This window comes from Ligilactobacillus sp., from assembly GCF_036846325.1.
GTDB lineage: Bacteria > Bacillota > Bacilli > Lactobacillales > Lactobacillaceae > Ligilactobacillus.
The window spans coordinates 1-17505 of the sequence record NZ_DAIUCE010000001.1; the positions used below are offsets into that span (position 1 = coordinate 1).

Annotated in this window: 17 protein-coding genes and 1 other annotated feature; all 17 genes read right to left on the reverse strand. The window is 44.4% G+C overall.

Going from position 1 to position 17505, the window contains the following annotated elements; genetic code table 11:
- Window positions 1-5: 5 nt before the first annotated feature.
- Window positions 6-1469 (reverse strand): cardiolipin synthase, encoded by a 1464-nt coding sequence (gene cls, locus V7Z60_RS00005; protein WP_334115376.1) that lies wholly within the window; start codon window positions 1467-1469, stop codon window positions 6-8.
- Window positions 1470-1529: 60 nt separating this feature from the next.
- Complete coding sequence (locus V7Z60_RS00010; protein WP_334115377.1) at window positions 1530-2342, reverse strand: amino acid ABC transporter substrate-binding protein; 813 nt, start codon at window positions 2340-2342, stop codon at window positions 1530-1532.
- Between the two features lie 11 nt (window positions 2343-2353).
- A complete protein-coding gene (locus V7Z60_RS00015; protein WP_334115378.1) occupies window positions 2354-2983 on the reverse strand; it encodes an amino acid ABC transporter ATP-binding protein in 630 nt (209 codons plus the stop codon).
- A gap of 12 nt (window positions 2984-2995) precedes the next feature.
- Window positions 2996-3643 (reverse strand): amino acid ABC transporter permease, encoded by a 648-nt coding sequence (locus V7Z60_RS00020; protein ID WP_334115379.1) that lies wholly within the window; start codon window positions 3641-3643, stop codon window positions 2996-2998.
- Between the two features lie 291 nt (window positions 3644-3934).
- Window positions 3935-4741 (reverse strand): septum site-determining protein MinD, encoded by an 807-nt coding sequence (minD, locus tag V7Z60_RS00025; RefSeq protein WP_334115380.1) that lies wholly within the window; start codon window positions 4739-4741, stop codon window positions 3935-3937.
- Complete coding sequence (locus V7Z60_RS00030) at window positions 4741-5409, reverse strand: septum site-determining protein MinC (RefSeq protein ID WP_334115381.1); 669 nt, start codon at window positions 5407-5409, stop codon at window positions 4741-4743. The genes minD and V7Z60_RS00030 overlap by 1 nt, the downstream gene beginning before the upstream one ends.
- A 20-nt stretch (window positions 5410-5429) precedes the next feature.
- Window positions 5430-5951, reverse strand: a complete 522-nt coding sequence (gene mreD / locus V7Z60_RS00035; protein ID WP_334115382.1) for a rod shape-determining protein MreD — start codon at window positions 5949-5951, stop codon at window positions 5430-5432.
- A gap of 10 nt (window positions 5952-5961) precedes the next feature.
- Window positions 5962-6813 carry a rod shape-determining protein MreC gene (gene mreC, locus V7Z60_RS00040; RefSeq protein WP_334115383.1) on the reverse strand — a complete coding sequence of 284 codons (852 nt, stop codon included), beginning with the start codon at window positions 6811-6813 and terminating at the stop codon, window positions 5962-5964.
- A gap of 74 nt (window positions 6814-6887) precedes the next feature.
- Window positions 6888-7892: a rod shape-determining protein gene (locus tag V7Z60_RS00045; RefSeq protein ID WP_288719949.1), complete on the reverse strand. Its 1005-nt coding sequence runs from the start codon at window positions 7890-7892 to the stop codon at window positions 6888-6890.
- Window positions 7893-8091: 199 nt separating this feature from the next.
- Window positions 8092-8301, reverse strand: coding sequence for a cold-shock protein (locus V7Z60_RS00050; protein WP_442918876.1), 210 nt, complete (start codon window positions 8299-8301; stop codon window positions 8092-8094).
- A gap of 18 nt (window positions 8302-8319) precedes the next feature.
- Complete coding sequence (gene radC / locus V7Z60_RS00055) at window positions 8320-8994, reverse strand: RadC family protein (RefSeq protein WP_334115384.1); 675 nt, start codon at window positions 8992-8994, stop codon at window positions 8320-8322.
- A 50-nt stretch (window positions 8995-9044) separates the two neighbouring features.
- Window positions 9045-9710: an HAD family hydrolase gene (locus tag V7Z60_RS00060; RefSeq protein WP_334115385.1), complete on the reverse strand. Its 666-nt coding sequence runs from the start codon at window positions 9708-9710 to the stop codon at window positions 9045-9047.
- Window positions 9707-11095, reverse strand: coding sequence for a bifunctional folylpolyglutamate synthase/dihydrofolate synthase (locus tag V7Z60_RS00065; protein WP_334115386.1), 1389 nt, complete (start codon window positions 11093-11095; stop codon window positions 9707-9709). Before V7Z60_RS00065 ends, V7Z60_RS00060 begins: the two co-directional genes overlap by 4 nt.
- Window positions 11096-11182: 87 nt before the next feature.
- Window positions 11183-13846, reverse strand: a complete 2664-nt coding sequence (locus tag V7Z60_RS00070) for a valine--tRNA ligase (protein WP_334115387.1) — start codon at window positions 13844-13846, stop codon at window positions 11183-11185.
- A gap of 75 nt (window positions 13847-13921) precedes the next feature.
- Window positions 13922-14129: a binding site (T-box leader), on the reverse strand.
- Between the two features lie 60 nt (window positions 14130-14189).
- Window positions 14190-15407, reverse strand: a complete 1218-nt coding sequence (thiI, locus tag V7Z60_RS00075; RefSeq protein WP_334115388.1) for a tRNA uracil 4-sulfurtransferase ThiI — start codon at window positions 15405-15407, stop codon at window positions 14190-14192.
- A 19-nt stretch (window positions 15408-15426) separates the two neighbouring features.
- Window positions 15427-16581, reverse strand: a complete 1155-nt coding sequence (locus tag V7Z60_RS00080; protein WP_334115389.1) for a cysteine desulfurase family protein — start codon at window positions 16579-16581, stop codon at window positions 15427-15429.
- A gap of 118 nt (window positions 16582-16699) precedes the next feature.
- A partial coding sequence (locus V7Z60_RS00085; protein WP_334115390.1) for a septation ring formation regulator EzrA occupies window positions 16700-17505 on the reverse strand: 806 nt, incomplete at its 5' end.

Genomic DNA, 17505 nt, shown 5'->3' on the forward strand with positions numbered 1-17505 from the left:
GTTGGTTATAAAATTGGCGATAAAAGCCTTGAAAAATACTGTTTGAATCTCCTCCAGGCAGACTGCCTGAGAAAATACTCCTCGGTCAATTTTGTACATTTTTTCGTATCTTCATCAAAGATATCCGTTAAATGCTTTGCCAGATCACGGTCATAGCAAAAGGCATTTCCTTCAAAATTAAGTTTAAAGCTCCTAAAATCAAGATTAGCCGAACCGACCGATGAAATCTGCCCGTCAATTACCATCGTCTTTGCATGCAAAAAACCGTTGTCGTAACGATAGAGTTCAACTCCCTTATTAACAAGTTCTCTTGCATAATATTCCGTTGCGCGATAGACAAACGGGTGGTCTGGCATCGAAGGGATCATGATCCTTACTTTGATGCCGGAATAGACAGCCAGTTTCAACGCGTCCATCACGGCATCATCAGGAATGAGATAAGGAGTCTGAATGCAAATGTATTCATTGGCCGAACTGATCATTTTCAAATATCCGAGCCTGATTGCTTCAGTTTCAGAATCAGGGCCTGATGATACAATTTGAATACTCGTTTGTCCCCTGCTTTTTTCAAGCGGAAAATAATGACTGGCATATTCCAATCGATCTTTTTCGCGCGTTCTGGCAATCGTAGCATTCCAATCCATGAAAAATCTTGACTGCATAACGGCACAGGCATTTCCAACGATTCTTAAATGCGTGTCGCGCCAATAGCCGAATTTTTTTGAAAGCCCAAGATACTGATCGCCAACGTTAAATCCCCCGATATAGCCGATTTTCCCATCAATAACGACAATTTTCCGGTGCAACCGATAATTCAGCCGCGGACTGTGAACGGGAGCCGCTTTTGATCCAAAAAACACTTCTGCCCGTCCGCCTAAACTCTCAAGACGCTTGAAGAAGCCGCGACGCTGTCCCCTGGAGCCCATGCTGTCATAGATAATGCGAACCTCGACTCCTCGAGAACACGCATCCTCCAGCGCACGTAAAAGTTCCGTCCCGATTTGATCAGAAAAAAACGAATAATATTCGACGTGCACATGATCTTTGGCCTTTTTGATGTCTTCAATCAGCGCTCTGAATTTTTCATGACCGTCTGTATAAACCCTGACTTCGTTATGTTTAGTCAAAATCGCATCGTCAGCCACAAGCAAAGCTCTGACGGTCTGCCTTGCCTCATCCGTCAGCAAGTCGCTTGGCATGAGCTCTTTTTCGTTCCACTGCTCCTTTTGCAGAGCAACAAGCTGACTGATTCCGGTTCGTTCCTGAGTCCGTAAGTCAAAAATCTTTTCCTTCGATATTTTCTTTCCGGCAAACAGGTAAATCACGAATCCAACTACCGGCAAAAGGTTTAAAACCAGAAGCCAGGCCCAAGTCGCTGCGATGTCTCTTTTTTCCTTAAATACAGTAATGATTGCTGCAGTCGTATTTAACAATAGAATCAAAATGATTATCCAGACTACTGTACTCACCGTCACATCACCCTTCTAAAAAGACTATACAGTTAATTTTAGCCTAAAAACCGACATTTGTCAGTCAACAAAATTCCTTCCGAACCACTTATGGTCAATTTTTTTAATCGTACCGTCCTTTTTCAGCTCTTTGAGCGCACGATTGATTTTCAATCTGAGTGTTCTGTCGCCCTTTCTGATTCCGACCGCGAACTCTTCCTTAGGATATCCGACTGAAAGTTCGTGATAACTTGAAGGATCGCTTTTATGCGAAATAACGTACGATGCATATACCTGGTCAGTCACAATTCCCGAAATTCTTCCTGCATCAAGATCTAAAAAGGCATCGTTGAACGTATCGTATTGAATCGTTTTACGAACGTGCCTTTTAAGCAGTTCAGGATATTCAACATAGCAGTCGTATCCGGATGATCCGCTTTGAACACCGATCGTCCTGCCCTTCATATCAGCAACAGTTCTGACGTTTCTCCCTTTTGTCACGAGAACCTGATCATTTGCAAGATACGGATTTGAAAAAGCGACTTTTTTCATCCGTTCTGAAGTCTTGCTGTAGCCATTCCAAATAACGTCAATCGTTCCGTTCATCAGCTCGGTTTCCTTCATTGACCAGTCAATCGTCTGAAAATCGGGCTTCAACCCGCATTTTTTAAAAACGGCTCTGGCCAAATCAACGTCATAGCCGACAAGCCGCCCGTTTTTTTGACGAAAGTCCATCGGTACGAAGCTGTCATCCAAACCGACGACGACCGTTCCGCGATGTCTGATTCCAGCCCAATTGTCTACTTTTTCAGCCCTTGATTTTGAGTTTGAACATCCTCCCAGCAAAAAAAGAGCTAAAAACAAGCATATTCCAATGTAGCTTTTCTTTTTCACATCAATCACCCCTATGAAACAGGTCTGACTTTCAAAATATCGTCAGCTATCTCCCTTGCAAAATCAAGATCATGCGTCACTATAATCTGCGTCATCGATTCATTCTTTAAATTCAAGATAATGTCCCTGACCTTGTCCCTCAATCCAGGATCAAGAGCGCTTGTCGGTTCGTCATAGCACAAGATTTCAGGATGCATCGCAAGTGCCCTTGCAATGGCAACCCGTTGTTTTTGCCCTCCTGAAAGCTGATACGGATAAAGGTTTTCCTTGCCCTCCAGAGCCAGTTTTTTCAACAATTGACGAGCTTCTTTTTCAACTGCCTGCGGATCTTCCTTTAAGGCGATTTTTGGCGCTAAAGTCACGTTTTCCAAAACCGACAAATGAGGAAAAAGATTGTACTCCTGAAAGACGACTCCGATGAGAGCATCTTTTGAAGAAATTGGGTCAAACCTTTTCCCGTCAAGCAGCATTTCACCTTCGTCAATTTGCTCTAATCCGCTGATACATCTCAAAAGGGTCGTTTTTCCTCCGCCGGACTGTCCGACAATGCACATAATCTCACCGTCAGACACCTTAAGACTGATTCCGTTAAGAATCCTTCTTCCGGAAAAACTCTTCTTGATATTTTTGAGTTCAAGCATTCAAATGCCCCCTTACTTCCATTTTCCGTATACTGTTTCGATTTTTTGCAACATCCAGGTAAAGACGGCCGTCAGCGCCAAATAGATTATTCCGACCAGAACAAGCGGAACCAAGGAAACATCCCGACTCGAAGCAACGTTCCCGGCACGGAGAAGATCGCCAAGTCCAATCACGTAAACCAAGCTTGAATCCTTAATAAGATTGATTACCTCATTTCCGATTGAAGGAACGACTATTTTCATAACCTGAGGCGCAATGATCTTTCTGATGGTCTGCCAATAAGTCAGCCTTAAAACCCTGGCGCTTTCATATTGACCGCGGTCAATCGACTGCAGTCCGCCACGAAAAATTTCTGCAAAATATGCCGTATAATTTAAAACAAATGCCACCAATGCGGCCACATATCTTGGAAGCACGATTCCGGTTCCTAAAAGCGGAAGACCATAAAACACGAAAATCAATTGCAAAAGCAACGGCGTTCCGCGCATCAACCAAATATAGAAACGCAAAACGGCATTTAATATCTTAAATCTGGAACACCTTCCGAGTGCGCAAATCAACCCCAAAGGCAATGAAAAAACAAGCGTCAACACGAAGATTGAAAGCGTCATCTCCGTTCCATCCAACAAAGACGGCATAATTTCAAATATATAATTCATACGTGAACCCCCTGGAAAATTAAAAAACCCTCTTGGAAAATTCCAAGAGGGCGTTGTTGCGCGGTTCCACCTCCGATTCGCTGACCTCTCACGAGGCCGGCCTCAGCAAGTCGATGACTTGTTGCCGATAACGGGACATCCGAGCGAATTTCTTCGCTAACTCACGGGTGTGGTTCGGAAAAATCATCGATTCCTTCGCAGCAACAGGAACTCTCTTAACGACTCATCAACCTACTCTTCCGCTCAACATCATTCTGAATATGAATTTTCATACAGACTAACATTCAATCATCACTTCTTTTTGAACCATGATGCTATTTTGCCGAAAAAGCCGCTTTCATCACTCTCTTTCAGCGTCATCAAAGGGACGGCCTGTCCCTCAAGCCGACGGGCTATGTTTCGATAGCCCCTTGAAGCAGGACTCTTTTCATTCAAAACGATTGGTTCGCCCTTGTTGGAAGTTCCGATAACCTCATCATCGTCAAAGACAATTCCAATCAATTTAATTGAAAGATGGTGAGTAATCTCATCAACATCCATCATCGTGCCGTCATTGACCATTTGTTTCTTAATGCGATTGATAACAAGCATCGGCGGCTCGTCAAGATCAGCCTGCTCAAGCAGACCGACTACTCGATCGGCATCTCTGACCGCAGAAATTTCGGGCGTTGAAACAACAATGGCTTCATCAGCACCGGCAACCGAATTGGTAAAGCCCTGTTCAATCCCAGCAGGGCAGTCAAGCAAAATATAGTCAAAATCACTCTTCAGCTCAGCAACGATTGCTTTGACCTCATCCGGCTCAATCGCAGACTTATCTGTATTTTGCGCAGCCGGAAGCAGGAAAAGCCTGTCTTCAAAACGCTTATCCTTGATAATGGCCTGATGAAGCTTGCACCTTCCCCTGGCAACGTCGACAATATCGTAAATAATACGATTGTCAAGTCCCAGCACAACATCCAGATTTCGCAAACCGATATCAAGATCAAGCATGATAACCTTTTTGCCCATTAAAGCCAAAGCGGACCCAAGATTGGCCGTTGTCGTCGTCTTACCGACGCCGCCTTTTCCGGACGTAATTACAATCGCTCTTCCCATCAAATCAAGCCTCCATTTTGTGTAAATACTTTTGGCCGAATCGTCTTGAGTTCTGTAACTTCAGCCGTATCAAGCGCATGCAAATCATTTACGTAGATTAATTTTTGCCTGTCTTCATACTCGGTTTCAGAAACAATCTCAACCAAATCGGCAATTCTTACCTGCTGCGCATGGGCCAGATTGCCGCATACGACAGCAAGAGCATCATTTTTTGCCCCTGCATGAATAATTCCCTCAACATTTCCCAAAACAAAAATGCTGCCGGTTGCTTTTAAAATGCCGCCCTCATGAACCGATCCGCAAAACAGAACATCTCCGTTCATTTCCTTAATCTGGCCGTTTCTGACGATTTCGCAGCACAGATGAATTGTTCTGCCATCCAAAAACTCGATAAAGCTTTCTTTCGAAATAACATCAGCATTCAGTTTGCGAATTGAAAAACGCGGATAATTTTCGAATATTTCCTCAATCTCCGTTCGTTGCTCTTGATTGAGCAGCCTGTTACCCGTGTTTAATGAAAAAGTCAGCTTGTCACCTTTTGACATTTTCTCATTTTGAACTTTTTTTAAAATTTCATCAATTTCTTTTTTTATTTCGCCAAATGAGCTCACATCTTTAAGAATAAACTCATACCCTTCTTTGTGACCTTTTAAAATGACTGACGGCATTCAAAATTCCCCCTCATCGATTACGATATGCCCGTAAAAATCTTTTTGACAGGAACGAACAAAATTACAAATAATGCGATATTGTAGACCAGAGTCGGCCAGAGAACGCGCATCACAAATTCGTCAAACCGAGTCGCTGCTTGTCCGATCAATGCAAATGCAAAGTAATTCATTGCAGTCAAAATCGTAATATCTATCAGATATATCAATAGTACCATAATAAATGAGGCTCTTCCGAAAAATTGCGTTGACTCACGATTCAAATATACGATGAAAGGAATAATGATGGTCATTATTCCTAAAAAACCAGTGTAGTACACATCAAAAAGCAACCCTGAAAGAAAAGCCCAGACATAGATACGGCCGATTTTTTCATCGCCGTAAAAAACGGCCATCACGAACCAGAACAAAATCAGCCGGCTTTCAATTGCGACATGGGAGGTAAACATTTGACTCGAAAGAATATTCGAAAGCGTTCCGTCAAGTAAGAATGCCAGAAACAAGCCGACAGGAAAGACGTACTTCATTTTTGACGTTTCCATCTGCTCACCCCTAATCTGTCCTTTTCGCAACTGTAACGACACTAAGATCAGTCATGTCAGCTGCGGGTTTGATGTAAATTTTTGAAGGCAGGCCATAATCATCGTCAGCTACCCGGACAACCTTTCCGACCAACAGCCCCTTGGGAGTATTTCCTCCCATTCCTGACGTAATGACGCTCGTGCCTTTTTTGATTTTGACCTTTGACGTGACCTGTCCCATAATCAATTCGTTCTTTTCTGAATTGTAACCAGTAATCAATCCGTTTACCGTCTCGTCCTTGGAATTGATCAACTGGACGGCAAAACGATTGGCATCATCATTTTCAGTCGATAAAAGCTCAACCTTGCTGTTTGTCTGATTGACTTCAACGACGCGTCCGACAAGGCCTTCCTTTGACATAACGGCCGCATTCTTGACGACGCCCGCCGTCCTGCCCTTCGAAATAATGACTTGATTTTGCCATGCCGAAGGCGTTCTCGAAAGAACATAAGCACTGATTTTATCGTAGTCAGTCAGACTTTTATTAAGTTTCAGCTGCTGTTTGAGCTGTTTGTTTTCTTTTGCCAATGTTTGATTTTCAACACGTTGTGAGGCCAAACTGTCGACTTCTTTTTTCAGTTTCTGATTTTCTTCGTACGTATTTAACAAGTCAGACACTGTGTTGCCCGCTTTGGCAATGCCATTAACCGGATAGCTGACTACAGCATTGACGACTCCGGCCGCCTCGTTTCCGAATTGAACGACAAATGGTGGCATTGAACGATTATTGCGCACACCGATTGAAAATGCAATCAGCAAAAAGCTGACAATCAAGCCGATCAGTGTCACAACAAGCTTTTTATTGAAAAAGAACTTCTGCATAATTTCACCTCATAAAAATTAAGAGGCTGGACGATCAAACCCAACCTCCTAATGAAACGACTCAATCGTCAATTTTAGTTTTTCTTCATTACATCGATATTCTTCAATGATTCGCCGGTACCGACCGCAACACAGTCAAGCGGATCCTGAGCAACAAATACCGGAACCTTAGTTGCTTCGGAAATGACATCCGGCAAATGACGAAGCAATGCGCCACCGCCCGTCAGGACGATTCCGTGATCGATAACGTCGGCAGCAATTTCAGGCGATGTTTCTTCAAGAGTTTCTTTAATAGCCGTAATAATCTCTTCAATAACCTCTTGAATGGCTTCAGCAACGTCTTCAGCCTTGATTTCAATCGTTTTGGGAAGACCCGTAACAAGATCGCGGCCGCGAATCGTTTGCGAATCAAGCTGTTTTGCAGATTCGACCGAAGCAGAAGCAACGTCAATCTTAAGTTGTTCGGCAGTTCTCTCACCAATCAGCAAATTGTAGTTCTTGCGAACATAGTAGATGATTGAATCATCAATTTTATCACCGGCCATGCGAATCGAACGGCTGGAAACTATTCCTCCAAGAGAAATCGTTGCTACGTCAGTTGTACCGCCACCAATATCAACAACCATGCTGCCCGTAGGATCCATCACCGGAAGTCCTGCTCCGATAGCTGCTGCAAAAGGCTCTTCAATGACATAGGCATCACGAGCCCCGGCAATTCTTGTCGCATCGATAACGGCGCGCTTTTCAACTTCCGTAACCCCGCTGGGAACACAAACCATCACATATGGCTTTGAACCCTTGTGACCAAGTGCTTTTTCGATATAATACTTCATCATGGCAACCGTTGTATCATAATCAGCAATAACTCCGTCCTTCATCGGGCGAATGGCCACAATGCTTGCAGGCGTACGACCAATCATGTCACGAGCTTCCGAACCGACGGAAACGATTTCGCCCGTCTTTGTATTCTTAGCTACAACTGAAGGTTCGCGCAAAACGATTCCCTTTCCTTCAGCATAAACGATTGTATTTGCTGTACCTAAATCGATACCAATATTTTTTGTTCCGATTCCGAACACGATGTTCCATCCCTTCATGTTTCTCATTATCTGAGCAATAATTTCAGTCTATTTCAATTGTATCATTGAAACCTATTGTTTCCAATACGTTTTCAAAATAATTCACGCGGTTTATTATAGCATACATCCAGTCTCAATTGAATTGCTGAAACTTGAAAATCTGTCTGAAAGGCCTATCTTTAAAATATTTTAAGAAAACTTAACCATTAATGACTTTCACCGTTGCCGCTTGAAAGCTTTTCCTGCCTTCGACTTCGCAAAATTCGACGCGCTGTCCTTCTTCCAAAGTCTTGAAACCTGAACCGACCAGTGCTGAAAAATGTACGAAAACATCCTCTTTTCCTTCGTCAGGCGTAATAAATCCATACCCTTTTTTCTTGTCAAAAAAATGAACCGTTCCTCTAAGCATTAAAATCCTCTCTTTCACTTATCCGATAATATTTTCTTCACGCATGCTGAGATACGAGCTGTTTCCGACAATGATATGGTCCAGCAGTTCAATTCCCAGAAGATGCCCGCATTCTTCCAGCCTCTTTGTCAAGCTGAGATCATTTTCAGAAGGCGTCGTATCACCGCTTGGATGATTGTGCACGACGATTATGCGGGCAGTGCTGAGTCTCAGGGCTTCCTTGAAAATTTCCCTTGGATGGACCGTTGCCGAATTCAGAGTCCCTTTGAAGATTTTCTTCTGCTCCAAAACCTGATTTTTTGTATCAAGAAAAAAGCAAACCAGCGATTCCTGCTTTTCATCCCCCAAAACATCAATCATGTATCTTCCGACTACAGAACTTGAGCAAAACTGTCCCAAAGGCAATTTAAACTGACATTTCATCCTTTTGGAGAATTCACAGATAGCCTCCATCAAAATCGACTGCTCATCATTTCCAAGCAAAAGCTCCCAGTTTTCAGGAACAAAATCCTTAATCTGAAACAAGCCTGAAAAGTCCTTGAAAAATGCATTGCATGCTTCTGAAGCCTTCTTGTCCTGCATTTTTACGTTGAGCAAATAATACAAAAGTTCCCTGTCCGACAGAGACTGCACGCCAAAACGCTTTATCCGTCCCGTTAAATACTTGCTTGAAACCTCATTGACCAAACTCATGATATTTCCCCCTCTCAATACATAAATTCGTAAATCAGAGGGGAAATATTCTATTTATTTGCCATTTCGATATAATTTTTCACACAAACGAGATCATCCAACACGGCCACGGTGTTCTCCCGTTCAAAAGATCCGGCCGGAATGATGTCGGGAACCATGATTACGGGAATACCGGCATTGTTTGCAGCTAAAATGCCATTATGAGAATCTTCGATAATCAGCGTTTCTTCTTTTTCGGGACTTCCTGAAATTTTCCACGCAGCATTGAAAATGTCAGGTGCCGGCTTGGCTTTTTTAACGTCGTCTGCCGAAATAATGTGCTTGAAGTCATCTTTGACCCCGACCTTGTCCAGATAATACAAAATGTCCTTCTTATAATTGCTTGAAGCAAGCGTAAACGGAATCCCCTTTTCCTGAAGATATGCCGATAATTCGGTAAAGCCAGGACGCAATGCGAGTTTTCCGGCCTCAACGACAGGATATATCTTATCCATGCTGAGTTTGATGAATTTTTCAATCAGCATTCTGTCACCATAATCTTCAGTCATTTTATTAATCATGTTTTCCGTTCCGGCACCAACAAACTGGCGATAATAATCCATTGTAAAGCCGTCGATTCCAAGTTCTTCCGCTGCCAGTCTGTTTGCTTCGAAATAAACCTTTTCCGAATCAATCACAACGCCGTCCATGTCAAAAATAACCAGTTCAACACTCATTTGAGTCCACCTCGTTCTAATATATGCTTTCTAACGTCCGCTATGAAATACAGCGAGCCAGACACTAAAATTAAGTCACTGTCTTGCATAAGCGCTGTTTCAAGCGCTTCCTGCCAGTCATCGATTTCAATTGTTCGCGGATGTCTTTCATGCAGTTTTTTCGGACTGGCCACTTGTCTTGGGCCGTCAAATCCAGTCAAAATTATACTTGCTTTTGGATTTTTAAGCAATACCTCAAGCATCTCATCTGAACTTTTATCAGCTAAAATTCCCAAAACAACCGTAATTTTCCTGCCCTTGAAATTTGTTTCAAGCGTTTTTTCAATTTCTTCCATGGCGGAAGGATTATGGGCACCGTCCAAAACAATCAGCGGATTCTCCTGAATTCTTTCAAATCGACCCGGCCACCGGGTATTTTCCAGGGCTTCACCGGCCTTTTGACGATTGATTTTGATTTCCTCGATTTCTGACAAAACATTGAACGCCGTCAATGCGCAAGCCGCATTGTCGACTTGAAAATTCCCGAACAATCCCGTCCCTTGAAGCGGCCACTTTTCCTTTTCAAATTCATATGTGAAACTTTCTCCCCAAAAATGATCGGGGCTTTCTTCAAACCTCGCTCGATAGTCAATCTCAGGCTGATAAACACGGCTGTTTTGAGCTTTTGCCCTGCTTAAAACGACTTCAAGCGCTTCTTTTGGCAATCTTCCGATGACGACCGGCCGTTTTCGCTTAATGATTCCTGCCTTGTTTTCCGCCACCTTTGCAATCGTGTCCCCCAAAATCTTTGCGTGATCCATCGCGACCGTCGTAATGACTGAAACAAGCGGGTCGATAATGTTGGTCGAATCGTACGTTCCGCCGATTCCAACCTCAACGACTGCATAGTCAACTTCCATTCTTGCAAAATAATCGAGCATTATTGCCGTTAAAACTTCAAATTCCTTTGGACCGTCATTTTCAAACTCATCATCAATCCTTTCAATGACGGGCTTGATGCGTTCGACTTCTTCAACCAGCTCATTATCGGGAATCATCTTGCCGTCAATTGCGATCCGCTCATTGAACCTGACGATAAAAGGGGACGTGAACGTCCCGACGCGATATCCGTGAGACATCAGCAATTCTCGCAAATATGCGGTCACTGACCCTTTCCCGTTCGTTCCCGTAACGTGAATCAACTTCAGTTTCTTTTCAGGATTTCCCATCAGTTCGGTCATCCTTCTCATTTTGACCAGCGAAGGATCCTTCGTAAACTTTCTTCTGCCGTGAATAAACGAAACGGCCTCATCGTAACTCATTTTTGACATTGACTGCACCTCTTGTTCATGAACATCATCGTCCTTGCCCGTCTTTAACGTCAGCGATTGTCTTCTTGTAATCATCGCCTGCACATCCAAATTATACCATGACAAAGCAGGCAAAATAAAAAGCCGGGGAAAATCCCGACTTTTCACAACGCATCTTCCGAACTACATTTCCTTTTCAAGCTGCTCGATTCGAAGTCTGGTAGCTTCAAGCTTGTTCTTATAATCAGCAAGCTTTTCCTTTTCGCTGTTTACGACCTCTGCCGGAGCGTTTGCGACGAAACGTTCGTTTGAAAGTTTCCTTTCACCGCGTTCGACCTCTTTTTCAAGTTTTGAAGCTTCCTTTTCAAGTCTTGCATGTTCTTCATTCAAGTCAATCAGATCAGCCAGCGGCAGATACACTTCTGCACCGGTAATGACAGATGTCATTGAAAGCGCTGGTGCCGGAACGTCTGCTCCGATTTCAAGCTTCTTTGGATGGCAGAAGCGATTGATGTATTCAATGTTTGCCTCAAAGACGTCTTTAGTCGTTTCTGAAGTCGTCCTAATCAAAATGTCGATTGCGCTTGACATCGGCGCATTGACTGAAGCACGGCTGTTTCTGACCGCTTTGATAAGTTCAATCAGGTTATCCATCTGCTTTTCTGCTTCCGGATTGTCAAATTCAGGGTGTTCGACCGGGTAAGCAGCCGTAACGAGCGATTTTCCGTCATGCGGCATCGTCAGCCAGATCTTTTCGGTTACGAACGGCATAATCGGGTGCATCAGACGCAACGTCTGATCAAGCACATAGCACAAGATGTTTTGCGTATTGCGTTTTGATTTTTCGTTTGAACCGTTCAGGTCTTCCTTGGCCATTTCGATGTACCAGTCACAGAAGTCGTTCCAGATGAAGTTGTAGAGGGCACGTCCTGCTTCACCGAATTCAAAGCCGTCAAACAGGCGTGTGACTTCCCTGACGGTGTTGTTCAGGCGGCTCAGAATCCACTTGTCAGAAAGCTGCCATTCGCTCTTTTCAGGGAGCTCTGCCTTCGTGTCGTCGTCAAGGTTCATGATTACAAAGCGGCTGGCGTTCCAAATCTTGTTGATGAAGTTCCAGGCAGCATCCATCTTCGTGTATGAGAAGCGGACGTCCTGTCCCGGCGTCGACCCCGTGGAGAGGAACCAGCGCAACGCATCGGCGCCGTACTTGTCGATGACGTCCATCGGATCGATTCCGTTACCAAGAGACTTGCTCATCTTGCGCCCCTGTTCATCACGAATCAAACCATGCAGCAAAACATGTTTGAACGGCCGGCGTCCCGTAAATTCAAGACTTTGGAAAATCATGCGGGATACCCAGAAGAAGATGATGTCATAACCTGTGACCAACGTATCCGTTGGGAAGTAGCGCTTAAAATCTTCTGATTCGGTATCGGGCCAGCCCATTGTCGAAAACGGCCACAAAGCGCTTGAGAACCAAGTATCCAAAACATCAGTATCCTGTTCCCAGTTCTCGATGTCTTCCGGTGCTTCTTCACCAACGTAAGTCTCGCCCGTCTTCTTGTTGTACCAGGCAGGAATCTGATGTCCCCACCAGAGCTGACGTGAAATAACCCAGTCATGAACGTTTTCCATCCATTGCGTAAACGTCTTTTCAAAACGTTCGGGAACAAATTTAACGGCATCATCCGTTTCCTGGTTTTTCAAGGCAGCTTCTGCCAACGGTTTCATCTTGACGAACCATTGCGTTGAAAGACGTGCTTCAACCTGAACCCCGGTCCTTTCCGAATGACCGACGCTATGAACGATTGGTTCGATGTTGATCATGTATCCCTGGTCCTGAAGATCGGAAACGATTGCCTTGCGTGCTTCAAAGCGGTCAAGTCCACAATACTTGCCCGCATTTTCATTCATCGTCGCATCATCGTTCATCGTATTGATTCGTTCCAGATCATGACGATTGCCGACTTCAAAGTCGTTAGGGTCATGAGCCGGCGTAATCTTGACCATCCCCGTCCCAAACTCAGGATCGACGTACTGATCGGCAATAATCGGAATGTGTCGGCCTTGAAGCGGAAGGACCACTTCCTTGCCGACAAGATCCTTATAACGTTCATCGCTCGGATTAACGGCAACCGCAACGTCGCCCATCATCGTTTCCGGACGCGTCGTTGCAATTTCAATATAATGCTTTCCATTGAAAGTATACTCCGAATCAACGAACGGATATTTCACATGATAGAAGGCACCCTTGTCATCCTGGTGAACGACTTCAATGTCTGAAAGCGCAGTTCTTGCCTTCGGATCCCAGTTGATGATATATTCACCGCGATAAATCAGGCCTTTTTTATAAAGGGCAACAAACACCTTGCGAACGGCCTTGGATAATCCTTCGTCCAAAGTAAAGCGTTCACGGTCGTAGTCAAGCGAAAGTCCCAGCTTTGCCCACTGCTGCTTGATGATGCCTGCATATTCGTCCTTCCATTCCCAGACTTTGTCAACGAATTTTTCCCGTCCAAGATCATAGCGTGAAATTCCCTGCTCTGCAAGGCGGGCTTCAACTTTTGCCTGCGTTGCGATCCCGGCGTGATCCATTCCAGGAAGCCACAGCGTATCAAACCCCTGCATGCGTTTCTGCCTGATCAGCATGTCCTGCAAAGTCGTGTCCCAGGCATGTCCCAGATGAAGCTTGCCGGTTACGTTCGGAGGCGGAATCACAATTGAATAAGGCTTGGCCTTCCTGTCTCCGCTCGGCTTGAACAATCCGTCGTTTACCCATTGTTCGTAACGTCCGGGTTCAACTTGACTCGGATTGTATTTGGTTGACATTTCAATATCTTTTGCCATTGAGTTTCTTCCTTTCCTTTGTCAAATGCAGTGATCCTTACCAGTCCATTCAAATAAAAAAACACTGCCGTCCCTTAATAGGACGACAGTGCCGTGGTACCACCTAAATTGGGCTTTAATGCCCCGCTTTAATTCATGTTAACGAACTGATATCCGGTCAGACCTACTGCTGGTTCAGTCTGACAGCTCACAAGCTACAATCCAGACAACGGTTAAAACGTTCCACCAACCCGTTTCTCTCTTTAAAACGTCATGTCTGAATCCTCTTGTTCAAAGCTTATACGAGTATTTTAGCCTTGTTGACACAGCGCGTCAAGCTAAAATTAAATTTAATTATGCCTAATTACAGCAATTCTGAAAATGCCTGTTCGGAATCATTCAGGAAAGAATCACCAATTTGAATGTTCGTCACTTTGACTCCGTCCAGAGCACGCTGAATCAAGCCGTCGACGTCTAAACGGCTCTCGTAATAACGTGCGCGATCAATTTTCGGCTTTGTCTTCGGAGCAGGAGGCGCGAAAACGGTGCAGCAATCCTCAAACGGCATGATTGACAAGTCAAACGTATCAATTTTCTGAGCAATCTTGATGATTTCATTTTTATCCATTGAAACAACTGGACGCAGGACAGGCATCGTCGTCACATCGTTAATGGCAGCCATGCTTTCAAGTGTCTGTGAAGCAACCTGACCCAAAGCCTCACCGTTGAAAATTGCCAGACCGCCGCGTTTTCTGGCTAATGCCTCCGTCAGCCTGAGCATGAACCGGCGCTGAATCGTCATCAGGTACCCGGAAGGCACGTCATGCTTGACCGTTTCCTGAATTTCGGTAAACGGGACCTCGATGAACTGAATTCTTCCGACGTAAGGCGTCAGTTTGGCCGTCAGTTCCTTGGCCTTGTTCAAAGCCTGTTCACTCGTGTACGGCGGACTGAAGAAGTGAACCATTTCAATGTCAACGCCACGCTTCATTGCAAGGTATCCCGCAACCGGAGAATCGATGCCGCCTGAAAGCATCAGCATTGCGCGTCCGGCGGTGCCGACCGGCAGTCCGCCGGCACCCTGGATTTTTTCATGAGACAAATAGATGCCGTCGCAGCGAACCTCGACACGCAGCGTAATATCCGGATCCTTCATCTTAACCTTGAGGCCCGGGACGTTTTGAAGCACGAAGCCGCCAATCATTTCGTTCAATTCGTTCGTATCGTAGACAAAATGGTGATCGGAGCGTCTTGTATTCACCTTGAACGTCATTCCGTCAAAGAACTTTTCCCTGATCATTTCAACCGCTTTTTCCTTTACGGCTTCAACGTCACGTTCAACCCTGACCGACGGTGAAAAGTTTTGTATCCCGAAAACCTGCTTTAAACGTTCGATGACCCTGTCGGAATCCTCACCGTTCAAATAGATGTGCATCCGGTCACGGTGAGCCTTAACGACCAGTTCCGGAAAATCGTGCATTGCGGAACGCACGTTGAATCCCAAACGGTCGATGAAGTTTCGCCTGTTCTTGCCTTTTGTTGACAGTTCGCCGTAACGAACCATGATTTCAGTATATTGCATATTGTTTCCTTTCAATGGTTTAAGAGTTGATTATCTGAAATTTTTCATATAACTCATCAAAGACCCTGTTGAATTCTTCCGCCTCTTCAAGCGTATTGTTTTCATCGAGACTGACTCGAACCGCAGAAGTTGCAGTTCCATCATCAATTCCAATCGAATGAAGCGTCGACGAAACCGTATGCTTCTTGGATGAGCATGCGCTTGTCGTTGAAATGTAAATGCCCTTGTCTTCAAAAGCATGGACAATCGTCTCGCCTCTGACGCCCTTGATTGCAAAGCAAAGCACGTGCGGTGCAAAATTCTTGTCGCGACCGGAGAAGATGACTGCTTTGTCGAATTTTTCCACGTGATCATAAATTTTTTCCTTAATTTTCTGCTGACGTTTTGAATATTCGTCCTCATTTTCGACCACAAGTCTCAAAGCTTTTGCCATTGCCGCAATTGCAGGCAGATTTTCGGTTCCGCTGCGCAGATTTTTCTCTTGTCCACCGCCAGTCAACAGCGGAGCGATCATTCTGCCTTCTTTCTTGTACATGAATCCAATCCCGCGCGGTGCATGAAATTTATGACCGGAAAACGACATCAGGTCGATTCGCTCGTTTTCAAGCATCTTGCCAAGGCCCTTTCCGACCGCCTGAACGGCATCGACGTGAAAATGAATTTTAGGATAATCTTTCAAAACTTCAGCAATCTCATCAATCGGCTGAATGGATCCGACTTCATTATTGACCGCCATGATCGAAACAAGAATCGTATCTTTTCTGATTGCCTTTCTCAAATCCTCGCAGCTGACCCGGCCTTCCCTGTCAACCGGAAGATAAGTCACTTCAAAACCCAGCTTTTCCAATTGCTTCATCGTATTGATGACGGCAGGGTGCTCAACGCTTGACGTAATCAAGTGCTTCCCGTAAATATGCTTTTCAATGGCAGTTCCCTTGATTGCCCAGTTGTCGCTTTCAGTCCCGCCGCTGGTAAAGAAAATCTCATCCTGCTTTCTTCCAATCAAATCAGCAACCTGCTTTCTTGCCTGTTCAAGCAGATTAAAGGCATGTTCTCCCAGATTATGCAAGGATGAGGGATTGCCCCAGACTTTTTCGCAAACCGTCTGATACGTTTGCAAAACCTGCGGATCTATTTTCGTCGTGGCACTATTGTCAAAGTACATTTTCTGCATACCCTCTCTTTTACATTGACATTCCTTTTAATTCTAACCAATCAACTACCAAAATACAAGCAAAAAAGGATGACGCAAATGTCACCCTTATAAAGCAAAATTTCCGATTTTCACGCATCTATCTTTGATATCTGCTCTTTTTCTTGTAGCCTGCTTCAATTCTGCGATACGAGTTTTCATCGACTTTTTCCAAAATATGTGCAATCGTGTCAAGCGATTTTATGTAATCGCACTTTTCAAACAGTCTGATTGCCTCTTCCTGAGCCTTGGCCACTTCTTCTGACTCGCCCCGGTATCGGTTGGCATACTGGATGCACTCCTGGGCCAATGTTGATGCATCGATTATCTCCTGGGTCTTTTTCTCCAAAACGTCAAGATCGGATTGAGTATTGATCAGATCATGCTCAATCTGATCCATGTCGACTTGAATCTTGCCCAGATCGTTGGCCAGATCGACGATTTCAGTCGAAACTTTCAAGAAATACTGCTGATATTCGCTGGAAAGGCCGGGCAAGTTGAGGTTGTCAATCGATCGTTTCAAACGATGCATTTCAGCGTCAAAATTCTGAATGGCCTGTTTTGCATCCTGTTCATCCTTGAACAGCGATGCCACGCTGTCGAAAATTTCCTTTTGCCGCTTTTCGATATCAGCCAGATTCTTCAAATTTTCAAGCATCCGGGAATAATATTCGGAGTAACAGATAATCGTTTCTTCATCACGTTTCTCATAGCCCTGATACCATTTTTCGATGCGTTTCAGCATATCGTCCAGACTATGCGCATTTTCCGGCTCATTATGATTGAATACGTAATTCATTGAAAGACGATCCAATTCTATCAGCAGCTCATGTTCCTGTTTGCGAGCGTGTTCCATAAAATCTTTAAAATAAGAGCAGCGCTTGTCAAAACGAATTTTAGCATTAT

Coding starts and splice junctions, on each gene's coding strand:
- V7Z60_RS00015 (WP_334115378.1), bottom strand. CDS start 2,983: ATGCTTGAACTCAAAAATATCAAGAAGAGTTTTTCCGGAAGAAGGATT.
- V7Z60_RS00020 (WP_334115379.1), bottom strand. CDS start 3,643: ATGAATTATATATTTGAAATTATGCCGTCTTTGTTGGATGGAACGGAG.
- minD (WP_334115380.1), bottom strand. CDS start 4,741: ATGGGAAGAGCGATTGTAATTACGTCCGGAAAAGGCGGCGTCGGTAAG.
- V7Z60_RS00030 (WP_334115381.1), bottom strand. CDS start 5,409: ATGCCGTCAGTCATTTTAAAAGGTCACAAAGAAGGGTATGAGTTTATT.
- mreD (WP_334115382.1), bottom strand. CDS start 5,951: ATGGAAACGTCAAAAATGAAGTACGTCTTTCCTGTCGGCTTGTTTCTG.
- mreC (WP_334115383.1), bottom strand. CDS start 6,813: ATGCAGAAGTTCTTTTTCAATAAAAAGCTTGTTGTGACACTGATCGGC.
- V7Z60_RS00050 (WP_442918876.1), bottom strand. CDS start 8,301: ATGCTTAGAGGAACGGTTCATTTTTTTGACAAGAAAAAAGGGTATGGA.
- radC (WP_334115384.1), bottom strand. CDS start 8,994: ATGAGTTTGGTCAATGAGGTTTCAAGCAAGTATTTAACGGGACGGATA.
- V7Z60_RS00060 (WP_334115385.1), bottom strand. CDS start 9,710: ATGAGTGTTGAACTGGTTATTTTTGACATGGACGGCGTTGTGATTGAT.
- V7Z60_RS00065 (WP_334115386.1), bottom strand. CDS start 11,095: ATGATTACAAGAAGACAATCGCTGACGTTAAAGACGGGCAAGGACGAT.
- V7Z60_RS00070 (WP_334115387.1), bottom strand. CDS start 13,846: ATGGCAAAAGATATTGAAATGTCAACCAAATACAATCCGAGTCAAGTT.
- thiI (WP_334115388.1), bottom strand. CDS start 15,407: ATGCAATATACTGAAATCATGGTTCGTTACGGCGAACTGTCAACAAAA.
- V7Z60_RS00080 (WP_334115389.1), bottom strand. CDS start 16,581: ATGCAGAAAATGTACTTTGACAATAGTGCCACGACGAAAATAGATCCG.